The organism is Testudinibacter aquarius, assembly GCF_004342725.1.
In the GTDB taxonomy this organism is placed as follows: Bacteria; Pseudomonadota; Gammaproteobacteria; order Enterobacterales; family Pasteurellaceae; genus Chelonobacter; species Chelonobacter aquarius.
In genome coordinates this window covers 263,561-276,680 of sequence record NZ_SMCP01000001.1, presented here as the reverse complement: position 1 = coordinate 276,680, position 13,120 = coordinate 263,561, and the positions used below count along the sequence as shown (strand labels likewise).

Genomic DNA, 13,120 nt, shown 5'->3' with positions numbered 1-13,120 from the left:
CTTAGACCTGAGCAACCTGACACAACCGGGCGTGACGGTGGAGATCACCGAAGATGCGAACAACGACGGCTTTATTAACAAAGCGGAGTTGGACGGCACGGTTGGCGTGAAAGTAGGATTACCGACAGCGGCGGTTGCCGGCGACCTGTTGGTGGTTACTGCCACAGGCAATGCGCAACAAAGTATCGAGCTGACCCAAGCCATGATCGATGCCAAGTCGGTAACCGTAGAGTTCAACCCGTTGCCGGACGGCAGCAAAATGGACGTGACTGCGAAAGTGACCGACAAAGCGGGTAATGCGTCTAACGTCGCAACCGACAGTGCGACCTTTGCATTGAGCGAACCGGGTGCGCCAGGCGTCACCATCAAACTGGATACAGACAATGACGGCTTTATCAACGCCAAAGAAAAAGGCAGTGCAACCACCACCGATGTGGAGATTAAAATCTCAGCGGATGCGAAAGACGGGGATGTGATCACTGTTACTGACCAGGCGGGCAACGTGTTGGCGACCTACACCGTAGGTCAAAACGGGGTGACCGCGGGCAGCACACAAACCACGCAAGCGAGCTTACCGGCAGACGGTGAAACCTTGAAAGTGACTGCTTCGGTTAAAGATGCGGCGGGCAATCCGGGGGCATCGGGCAGCGACAGTGCGAAGATGGACACCACCGTGTTTGAAGGCTTAGCGGTTGAAATCACCGAAGATGCCAACAACGACGGCTACATCAGTGCAGCGGAACTGCAAGGTGCGGTCGATGTGCGGGTGACCCTACCGAAAGGGGCGGCCGTGGGTGATGTGCTGACGGTGACCGGCTCAGGCAACGTGGATCAAAACTTCACGTTGACCCAAGCGCAACTGGATCAAGGCTATATTGACGTGGCGTTTGGTACGGCGCCGGTGAACAACACCGACTTCAAAGCGACAGCGACGATTAAAGACACGGCGGGCAACACGGCCGGTCCGGTAGAAGATAAGGCGAAAGTGTTGCTGCAAGCCAGTGGCGCACCGACGGTCACGATCACCGAAGATGCGAACAATGACGGCTTAATCAGCAAAGCGGAGCTGGAAGGTGAGATTGGGGTGTCAATCACCCTACCGGCGGGAGCCAAAGCAGGGGATACGTTGTTGGTGAGTGCCAATGGCACTGTATTAACCCCAATCATGTTAACGGCGGCAGACATCAGCAAAGGCAGCGTGTCTGTACCGGGTATTGTGAGCCCAGGAGAAGGCAACACCTTAACTGTTACGGCACAAGTGAAAGATGCGGCGGGCAACCTGAGTCCGGAAGGTAAAGACAGTGCGGTTATTGATACGACGGCACCGAATGCACCAGCTGTGAAGATTCTCGATGGTGGGGATGAATTACTTAACAGTAGTGAAGTAGCTGCGGGTGTTAAAGCAGAGATCAGCTTGGCTGATACGGGCGCTGTCAAAGGTGATGTGTTGAACGTTGACACGAATGGCGATGGTGTGATCGATCGAACAATTACACTGACAGAGGAACAGATCACTGCAGGTAAAGTTATCGTTGACGTGCCAGCGGCGCAAGTGCCTGCTAACGGTATCTTAACGGTTAAAGCGAGTATCACTGATATAGCTGGCAATCCTGGTCAGACTGGTAGTGATACCAGTGTGGTAGATACCACAGCACCGACGATTGATATCCAAGCCATTGCGGGCGAAAGCCAAAATCCGTTGGGTACCGATGCGGATAGCTATGCGACCATCAACATCAAAGATAAGTCAGATGGTTTTGCGGTTAGCGGCGTGACCAATGCTGAAGACGGTCAAGTGGTGACAGTCAAAGTGTATGATGGCACAACAGAAGTGTCCAGCATCACGACAACGGTTACCAATGGTACATGGAGTGCGAACGTTCCAGCGGGTGCGACGTGGATTGCGGACACCAAAGTGTATAAATTCGAAGCGACGGTTGCCGACAAAGCGGGCAATACGAATAGCGATGAAGACCTAACCAAAGCGACGGATTTGGTGGCGCCGGATAACAGCACCACGACGTTAAAAATTGACAGCATCACTACAGACAACATTCTGAATGCAGCGGAAGCCAAAACCAATATTAATGTGACCGGTACGGTTAGTGGAGATGAGTTCAAAGCTGGTGATACGGTGACCTTGACGGTGAACGGTAAAGACTTTAGCGGAGAAGTCGATAAAGACGGAAAATTCACGATTGCGGTTCCGGGCAGTGATTTAGCTGCAGATGACGATACAACGGTAGCGGGTAAAGTTGAAGTTACCGATGCTGCAGGTAATACGGGTACAGCAACGGCAACCCAAAAATATGGGGTTGATATCACGGCACCGACGATTGATATCCAAACGATTGCGGGTGAAAGCCAATCACCGTTGACGACGGATGCGGATAACTATGCGACCATCAATCTGAAAGACAAAACGGACGGCTTTAAAGTCTCAGGTACTACTGATGCGGAAGACGGACAAGTTGTCACGATTAAAGTCAATAACGGTACAGCGGATGTAGCCAGCTTTACGGCGACGGTAACGGGCGGTATCTGGAGTGCAGATGTTCCGGCCAATGAGAGCTGGGTGACTGACGGTACAGTTTACAGCTTCACAGCATCAGTAGCGGACAAAGCGGGCAATACGGCGACAGATACCGATAAGACAGCAGCGACGGATATCACCCCGCCGAACAAGGATACGACGACCCTGACCATCACCAGCGTGGCTGGTGATGATGTGGTTAACAAGACGGAATCGACAGCGGCAGAAGTGCCGGTGGTGGGTAAAGTCACGGGTGAATTTAAGGTGGATGATATTGTCACCTTGAAAGTGAATAATGTTGAGTATACTGGCAAGGTTACTGCTGACGGTAGTTTCACCATTAATGTGAAGGGGGCTGACCTATTGGCGGATGGCGATAAAGTGGTGGATGCGAGTATCACCACTACTGACGCAGCGGGCAATAGCGGTACGATTGAAACAACGCATCAATATAAAGTGGATACCAGCGTTGCCATTGACATCAACCAAATTGCCGGTGAAAACCAAGTGACTGAAGGAACAGATGGTTATGCGACCATCAATCTGAAAGACAAAACGGACAGCTTTAAAGTCTCAGGTACGACGGATGCGGAAGACGGACAAGTTGTCACGATTAAAGTCAATAACGGTACAGCGGATGTAGCCAGCTTTACGGCGACGGTAACGGGCGGTACCTGGAGTGCAGATGTTCCAGCCAATGAGAGTTGGGTGACTGACGGTACAGTTTACAGCTTCACAGCATCAGTAGCGGACAAAGCGGGCAATACGGCGACAGACACTGATAAGACAGCAGCGACGGATATCACCCCACCGAACAAGGACACGACGACTTTGACCATCACCAGCGTGGCCGGTGATGATGTGGTCAACAAAACGGAGTCCACATCGACAGAAGTGCCGGTAGTGGGTAAAGTTACGGGTGAGTTTAAGGTGGATGATATCGTCACCTTGAAAGTGAATAATGTTGACTATACTGGCAAGGTTGCTGCTGACGGTAGCTTCACCATTAATGTGAAGGGGGCTGACTTATTGGCGGATGGGGATAAAATGGTGGATGCGAGTATCACCACTACTGACGCAGCGGGCAATAGCGGTACGATTGAAACAACGCATCAATATAAAGTGGATACCAGCGTTGCCATTGACATCAACCAAATTGCCGGTGAAAACCAAGTGGCTGAAGGAACAGATGGTTATGCGACCATCAACCAGAAAGACAAAACGGACGGCTTTAAAGTCTCGGGTACGACGGATGCGGAAGACGGTCAGATAGTCACGGTGACGGTTACCGCAGAAGGTAGCACCACTGTATTGGGAAGCTTTACTGCAACGGTTGCAACGGGAGCTTGGAGCGTCGATGTACCGAAGGCTGCAGCTTGGATTACTGACGGTACGGTTTACAGCTTCACAGCATCGGTTAGTGATAAAGCCGGTAATACTGCTACTGATATCGATAAGACAGTAGCAACTGATTTGACGGCACCGACGATTGATATCCAAACCATTGCTAACGAAAGCCAAGCGCCGTTGGCGACGGATGCGGATGGTTATGCGACCATCAACATCAAAGATAAGGCGGATGGTTTTGCGGTCAGTGGCGTGACGACTGCGGAAGTTGGTCAGACAGTGACGGTAACGGTGTTGAAAGACGGCGTTGCTGTTGATGGTGTGAACTTGACTGCAACGGTAACAGCGACAGGTTCTTGGAGCGCAGCGGTGCCGGCCAATGCGGACTGGATTGTTGATAAAGCGGTTTACAGCTTTGTGGCGACGGTAGCGGATAAAGCGGGTAATACGGCGTCTGATACTGACGTAACCAAAGCGACGGATTTGGTGGCGCCGGATAACAGCACTACGACGTTAACGATAGACAGCATCACTGCAGACAACGTTCTGAATGCAGCGGAAGCCAAAACCAGCATCAACGTTACCGGTACGGTTAGTGGAAATGAGTTCAAAGCGGGCGACAAAGTGACCTTGACGGTGAACGGCAAAGACTTTACCGGCACCGTGGATGCCAACGGTAAATTCAGTATTGCAGTTCCGGGCAGTGATTTAGCTGCAGATAACGATACAACGGTAGCTGGTAAAGTTGAAGTTACCGATGCTGCAGGTAATGTGGGTACAGCAACGGCAAACCGAGAATATGGGATTGATATTACAGCACCGACGATTGATATTAATCATATTGCCGGTGAAAGCCAAGTAACTGAAGGTACAGATAACTATGCCGTGATTACTAAAGCTGATGCACAGGCAGGCTTTGTGATTTCAGGCGTGACTACCGGTGTTGAAGATGGTCAGAAAGTCAGTATCTACATTCTGGATGCTAATGGTTCAGTTGCGCTACAAAGCTACGTTGGGGTAGCAACGGTTACTGGCAACAAATGGAGCTATTCTGTGGGGGCTAATCAAATTCCTGGTGGTGCAGCTTACACCATTAAGGCTGAAGTCTCCGATGTGGCTGGTAACTTGGACTCGGATACGGATAAAACGGCAGTTCCGCCACCGACACTGGCTGCATCAGCAGTGGCCGTTTCAGAAGAAGGTCTGACTAATGTGAGTGCATTGCCTGATAATCTGGGACTTGCCGGTGCTGATACCACTAATTTTGCCAAAGCATCCGGTACGATGGCGGTTACTGATGCAACTTCTGTGGTATTCTCCGCGACGGGGCAACCAACAACTTTGGGTGGAACAGCAGTAACTTGGACAGGTACAGGTACGCAAACTTTAACGGCGAAAGACAGTAGCGGTGCAACGGTGTTGACAGCGACCATTGATAACCATGGTGACTATGTCGTAACCCTGAACAGTGCAATTAAACATCCGGTTAATGGCACAACACCAGCGACCTCCGAAGATGCCGTCAATGTGGTGCTGAAAGCAACTGCAACGGGTGCCGGTGGTAGTACTACAGCAGACTTGACCGTGTCGATTGAAGACGATAGTCCGACATCCGGTAAAACGATTAACTTGTCTTCTGGGTTGCCACAACAGGACACTAACTTGATCTTTGTGGTTGACTTAACAACAACCATGGATGAACGTGATGTGAACACACCAGACACAAGAATAGAAATGGCCAAGACAGCTTTATCGGCTTTATTGGATGTTTATGCTGGTATGGGTAACGTTAAGGTAACATTAATTGGTTATCGTGATAAGTACGCTGAAACCTTGCAAACATGGACAGATGCGTCAACCATGAAAACCAAGTGGATGACAGTAGGTAGTGCTGGCTTGGATACCTTTGATGTTAGTACAAGTACAGGTTTAACGGGTTATACAGCGATTCCTGCTGAAACCAGTACAGCGTGGAGTAAGGCGGGTAAAATCACGAGCAGTACTAATCCGATTAAGAATGTGGCTTATGTCTTTACCGATGGGGATGTGACGGGTGATTCGTTGACAAGTACACAGGTCAATACTTGGGTCAACTTCTTGAAGACAAATTCTATTACGTCAAATGCCTATGCGGTAGGTACAGAGACGGCAAGCATAAATCTTACAGAGATGGGCAAGCTCGCCTACGATGGTGCTACATCAACCGATACAAATGCGGTTCGGGTACCGAACATGAATGACTTGAAAGGTGTCTTATTGGCCTCAGCAACACCACCGATTTCTGGCAGCTTATTAGATCCAACGCCGGATGTAGATGGTAATGCGATGATTTCTGCAGGGGCTGATGGCTTTGGTTCTGTGACCAGCATTGTGGTGGATGGTAAAACCTATACTTATAATAAGGATACGGATACGCCTTCGGCTAATACGTCGTCGATAGCAAGCTTTAATAATATCACCAAGGCTTGGACCATCACCTACACCACAGGTGCGGTGCTAACGGTTGATATGGATGATGCGACCTACAGCTATAAGATAGGGACTAATACGCCAGCAGCTGGCGATAAGTTTAGCTTTACTATGGCAGATAAAGACGGTGATAAAGGAACTAACACCTTCTCCTTCTTTAAAAACAAGATTGATATCAACTCGATTGCGGGTGAAGATCAAGGCACGACGGATAAAGATCTGTATGCCACCATTTCAGCAGCGGATATTGCGGCTGGCGTGGCTGTGAAAGGCATAACGTATGATATTCCATCAGGTAAAGCGGTTACCATCACAGTGAAAGATGCGTCCGAGGCAACGGTTGGTACACTCAGTGCAACGGTGGCCAGCGATGGTACATGGTCAGCAACAGCTCCGGCTAATGCGACATGGCTGAAAGCAAATACCTACTACTCCTTCACCGCATCGGTGACGGATTCTAGTGGTACTGCATACACAGATAAGGATGTGGTCAACTATGCTGCTCAGGTTAAATCTGTTGACTCAGTAACAGTAACTGAAGGTGCTTATCTGGAACATTTAGTTACCCTATCGGCAGGCAGTATGCCTACAACAGCAACGGTTAAGTTGACAGCAGGATCGGCTACATTAGATGCTGATTTATTGCAAGGTGCCAGCTCAGGTACGGTTCAAGTGCAGTACAGCTTGGATGGCGGTATCAAATGGACGACGCAGTCTGTTGCTGTTACCTCTGGAGTGGCTCAATTTGATGTGGCTGTACCGGCGTATGCTTCAAGCTTCTTGGTTAGTACGAAGAGCGTAGCAGATACCTTGAATGAAGGCGCAGAGACCTATACGGTGAGTGTCACCACGGGATCTGCGACTCAGTCAGGCACAGGTACGATTAATAATCTACCAGCTACTCAAACTTTGGAAGGCAATGCGGTTACTGAAGGTGGGTTGCTTGATCTGCGCCGGGCTGATAATGGTATGGATAATACTACTGGTACCAAGTCAGACACAGATGGAAAAACCAATAACTGGTTGAACGAGTTTGTTGTGACAACGGATATAGCAAATAGCGGTGGGGTAACGATTAGAACTGAACCGGGCTTAGGCTTTACTGAAACTAATTCACCATTAACCGGAGGATTATTTACCGGTACTAATCCGACCGGTATGTTGGCCGTCTTTTCTGACTATGAAAACCCAGCATTGGGCATCACTAGCACGCAGTATCAGCAAAATGCTGCAGAAGGTGGACAATTGCGCAAGCTGATGCTGGTAAAAGAGGAGGCAGTTCGTGTTGTACAAGGTGAAACATTAGAACTGAACTTTGATGCCAAAACCATTAATGCTGATAAGGCTAATGCGATCAATGTCCAATTTGTGCTGTTAGACTCTACCGGCAAGACTGTTAGTCAAACTGGCTGGTATAGCACCGATGGACAGTCTGTTAGTTACTATGATGGTATGGGTACGGTTAGTAAAGTATTAGGCAAAGAAGATGGTGCAACAGTGATTGGCACCGATTGGGGTATGCAATCAGCTAAGTTTGATACCAGCACTTTGGCAACTGGAGACTATCAGTTGGGCATTAATTACTCAACTAACCAGGTCGCTCTTCAAGTTTCAACAGCGGATAGACCGAGTGATCCAGCTGCACGGGATTTGTTAATTGATCGTATCGCTTTGTCTGATGCAACTATTACAGGTACTGATAATGCAGAAATGCTGATCGGTTTTGATAATAGTGGTGCTACCAAGCTGGCGACGAAGATCTATGCTCAAGGAGGGGATGACTTTATCAGTATCAGCAACACCATGATTGAAAAAATTGATGGTGGTGCGGGTAAAGATACCTTACAGTTATCGGCTCCTGGTTTAACCCTTGATCTGACTCAACAACCACAAGATGTGATTAAAAATATTGAAGTGGTTGATTTGAGCGCCAGTGGCAATCAGACCTTGAAATTGACCTATCAAGATCTGTTGGATATGTCAGGCAACGGATCTTTGCAAGTGGATGGTAAAGCGGGCGATGGAGTACAAATATCGAATGGTGCAGTAGCGGTGACCGCCACTACCCAAGAGATTCACGGTATTACCTACAATGCTTATAACTTGGGTGGTAGCAGTGAAGCGGACTTGTTGGTGCAACAAGGTGTCACAGTCAGCTTTGTGTTATAATCCATAAAACTGAGTAATATCAAAGGGTGTTTAATTTCGGTTAAACACCCTTTTGTTTTCTCTGTTTTTTCGACTGCCTACTGGCTTAAACATAAAAAACCGCAGTGTGTTTCCCCACTGCGGTTTTGTTTTTTGACGTTATAGTGCTTAAAGTGCGGTTGGATTAGACAATTTCACCCCACAAATCATATTCATCTGCATTATGGATCACCGCTTGCACAATATCACCGACCTTGACCGCACTTTGGTTTGGATTGTCTAAATAGACTACGCCGTCGATCTCTGGCGCATCTGCCATTGAGCGACCGATGATGCCGTCATCATCAATTTCATCAATAATGACTGCCAATGTTTTGCCGATTTTTTGTTGCAGCCGTTGCGCGGAGATCTGTTGTTGCAGCTGCATAAAGCGGTGGAAACGTTGTTCTTTAACCTCTTCCGGCACTTGATTGTCCATTTCGGTAGCAACCGCACCATCAACCGGGCTGAATTTGAAGCAACCGACACGATCCAGCTGTGCCTCTTGTAGGAAATCCAATAACAGTTGAAAATCCTGTTCTGTTTCGCCCGGAAAGCCGACAATAAAGGTGGAGCGTAGGGTTAATTCCGGGCAAATTTGTCGCCATTGTTTAATCCGTTCCAAAGTGCGGTCAATCGCACCGGGGCGTTTCATTGCTTTCAGAATTTTCGGGCTGGCATGTTGCAACGGAATATCCAAATACGGCAAAATTTTACCTTCTGCCATTAAGGGAATCAGTTTATCCACATGCGGATAAGGATACACATAGTGCAGTCGCACCCAAATATTCAATTTTGCCAGCTGTTCGCAGAGTGACAGTAAGTCGTTGCGAATTGGCATGCCGTTCCAAAAGGCGGTTTTGCTTTTGTCAGCTTTGGTTTTATCAAGGGTGTAAGCAGAAGTATCTTGCGACACCACCAACAACTCTTTCACTCCTGCATCTGCCAACCGTTTTGCCTCGTCCAGCACATTGCCGATCGGGCGGCTGTCTAAATCGCCGCGCATCGACGGAATGATACAGAAGGTGCAGCGGTGGTCGCAGCCTTCGGAAATTTTGAGGTAGGCGTAGTGTTTTGGGGTCAGTTTTATCCCTTGTTTCGGCACCAAGTTGATATATGGGTTGTATTCGGGTTTGGGTACATATTGATGCACTTGTTTCAACACGGTTTCATAACTGTGCGGGCCGCTCACTTCCAGTACTTTCGGGTGCACTTGGCGGATCTGATCTTCTTTGGCGCCTAAGCAGCCGGTGACGATCACTTTACCGTTTTCAGCCAGCGCTTCGCCAATGGCTTCCAGTGATTCTTGCACAGCGCTGTCGATGAAACCGCAAGTGTTGACGATCACCAGATCGGCATTTTCATAACTCGGCACAATGTTGTAACCGTCGGTGCGCAGTTCGGTGAGGATTCGTTCGGAATCGACCAGATTTTTGGGGCAGCCTAAGCTTAAAAAGCCGATATTGGGTGTGGTACTCATATCATTTCTCAACATTTCAATAATAAATAACAGGAATAAAATCGGGGCGATTGTATAGAATTTGAGGTAAAAAGGCTAGGAACTGTTGATCTTTGCAGCGCTTTTTGATCACAAAGTGCGGTTTTGGGGAAAAAGAGGTCTCAAAATATAAACAAATATCAACAGCCGCGACTAGCCATATATGAAAAAATTAACATTTTTATAAAAAAAGTTGAGTGATTAGCAGATATTTTGCACTTAAGGATTAATATTTGGTGCGTTTTAGGCTATATTAGACAGGATAATTTTAGCATTTTTATTACAAATTGTTAAAAATGCAAATGGTGTTTTAAAATGCTTTTCTTTTTAATTACTTATTATAAATTCTGGGGAATTCGGTGATTTAGCGCCGATTTCAAGTGTTTTTTAATCAACAAAAGGGAATTACCATGTCCGATATGGTTAAAAATGACGTGGATACAGTGGAAACCAACGATTGGTTGTTGGCGATTGACTCCGTTATCCGTGAAGAGGGCGCAGAGCGTGCTCAATTTATTATCGAACAATTAATGCAGCGTGCCAGAGCAAACAGTGTCGCTCTGCCAACCGGTATCAGCACCGACTACGTTAATACCATTCCAACCAGCGAAGAACCGAATTACCCTGGCAATTTGGATTTAGAACGTAGAATCCGTGGCGCTATTCGCTGGAATGCGATGATGATGGTGTTGCGTGCCTCGAAAAAAGATTTGGAATTGGGCGGCCATATGGCGTCGTTCCAATCTTCCGCTACGATTTATGAAGTGTGCTTTAATCACTTTTTCAAAGCCGCGACAGAGAAAAACGGTGGCGATTTGGTGTTCTTCCAAGGGCATATTTCGCCGGGAATTTACTCCCGTGCCTTCCTTGAAGGCCGCTTAACGGCAGAGCAGTTGGATAATTTCCGCCAAGAAGTGCATGGCAAAGGCATCTCCTCTTATCCGCACCCGAAATTGATGCCTGAATTCTGGCAGTTCCCGACGGTGTCGATGGGATTGGGTCCGATCAACTCGATTTATCAAGCGCGCTTCCTGAAATATCTACACAATCGTGGTCTGAAAGATACCGCCGATCAAACGGTTTATGCCTTCTTGGGTGACGGCGAAATGGATGAAGTGGAATCGCGTGGTGCGCTTTCATTTGCAGCGCGTGAGAAGCTGGATAATCTGGTGTTTGTGATCAACTGTAACTTACAGCGGCTTGATGGTCCGGTGACCGGCAACGGCAAAATTATCCAAGAGTTGGAAAGTCTGTTTATCGGCGCCGGCTGGGAAGTGATCAAAGTGATTTGGGGTCGCCGTTGGGATCGCTTATTGCAACGTGACACCACCGGCAAATTGTTGCAATTGATGATGGAAGTGGTTGACGGCGATTATCAAACCTTTAAATCTAAAGACGGGGCTTACGTGCGTAAACACTTCTTTGGTCGCTATCCTGAAACGGAAGCGTTGGTTGCGGATATGACCGATGATGAAATCTGGGCGTTGAATCGTGGTGGTCATGACCCGATCAAAGTCTTTGCGGCATTTAACAAAGCCAAACAGGTGCAAGGCAAACCAGTGGTGCTGTTGGTTAAAACCATCAAGGGCTACGGCATGGGCGATGCGGCAGAAGGCAAAAATATTGCCCACCAAGTCAAGAAAATGGATATGTCCGGCGTGCGTCATGTGCGTGACCAATTCTCGATTGATCTCAGTGACGAAGAAGTAGAAAAACTGCCGTATATTACCTTCGAAAAAGATTCCGAAGAGTATAAATATCTGCACGAGCACCGTAAAGCGTTGCAAGGCTATGTACCGACACGCTCACCACGTTTCACTACCGAGCTGGAAGTGCCGGAATTGGAAGAGTTTGCGCAACTGTTTGAAGCGCAATCCCGTCCGATTTCTACTACCATGGCGTTTGTCCGTTCCTTAAATGTATTGTTGAAAAACAAATCAGTCGGTAAACACATTGTGCCGATTTTAGCCGATGAAGCCCGCACTTTCGGGATGGAAGGGTTGTTCCGTCAAATCGGAATCTACAATCCACACGGTCAAAACTATACCCCACAAGACAGAGAGCAAGTGGCTTACTACCGTGAAGCGATTGACGGTCAAGTCTTGCAGGAAGGGATTAATGAATTGGGGGCTACTTCTTCTTGGTTGGCGGCAGCAACGTCTTACAGCACCAACAATGTGCCGATGATTCCGTTCTTTGTTTACTACTCAATGTTTGGTTTCCAACGGGTTGGTGATCTGATGTGGGCAGCAGGCGATCAACAAGCGCGCGGTTTTATGATCGGCGGAACTTCCGGTCGTACCACCTTGAACGGTGAAGGTTTGCAGCATGAAGACGGCCACAGCCATATTCAGTCGCTGACCATTCCGAACTGTATTTCTTACGATCCGGCATTTGCCTATGAAGTTGCTGTGATTATGCAAGATGGCGTACGTCGTATGTATGGTCCTGAGCAAGAAAATATTTACTACTACATCACTACCTTAAACGAAACTTACGATCAACCGGCAATGCCGAAAGGGGCAGAAGAAGGCATTCGTAAGGGCTTGTATAAGTTTGAAACCGTTACCGGTCAAGGCAAAGGCAAAGTGCAGTTGTTGGGGTCCGGCGCAATTTTACGTTATGTTCGTGAAGCGGCGAAACTGTTGGCAGATGAATATGGCGTGACTTCCGATGTTTACAGCGTGACCTCATTCACCGAAGTTGCGCGTGAAGGCGCAGATGCCGATCGTTGGAATCTGTTGCACCCGACACAAACCGCTCGTGTGCCTTATATCGCACAGGTGATGAACGATGCGCCTGCAATTGCAGCAACTGATTACATGAAACTGTTTGCAGAACAAGTGCGTCCGTTTATTCCGGCGCAAAGCTACCGTGTATTGGGTACCGACGGTTTCGGGCGTTCCGATAGCCGTGAAAACTTGCGTGAACATTTCGAAGTGAATGCACAATATATTGTTGTGGCGGCATTGACCGAATTAGCAAAACAAGGTGTGGTTGATAACCAAGCGGTAGCCGATGCCATTAACAAATACGGCATTGATGCAGACAAAATCAATCCACTGTATGCTTAATTGTCATTAGAG

Annotated in this window: 3 protein-coding genes; 2 read left to right on the top strand and 1 reads right to left on the bottom strand. The window is 48.0% G+C overall.

The features are described 5' to 3' along the window. The first annotated feature begins 37 nt into the window (after positions 1-37). Positions 38-8,518, top strand: coding sequence for an Ig-like domain-containing protein (locus tag EDC16_RS01285; protein ID WP_208857758.1), 8,481 nt, complete (start codon positions 38-40; stop codon positions 8,516-8,518). A gap of 163 nt (positions 8,519-8,681) precedes the next feature. Here EDC16_RS01285 and rimO read toward each other — a convergent pair whose 3' ends face one another. Beyond that, on the bottom strand, positions 8,682-10,016 hold the full coding sequence (rimO, locus tag EDC16_RS01280; RefSeq protein ID WP_132964597.1) for a 30S ribosomal protein S12 methylthiotransferase RimO: 1,335 nt from the start codon (positions 10,014-10,016) through the stop codon (positions 8,682-8,684). A 428-nt stretch (positions 10,017-10,444) separates the two neighbouring features. Here rimO and aceE point away from each other — a divergent pair, with 428 nt between their 5' ends. Continuing rightward, a complete protein-coding gene (gene aceE, locus EDC16_RS01275) occupies positions 10,445-13,108 on the top strand; it encodes a pyruvate dehydrogenase (acetyl-transferring), homodimeric type (protein WP_132964595.1) in 2,664 nt (887 codons plus the stop codon). Positions 13,109-13,120 lie beyond the last annotated feature (12 nt).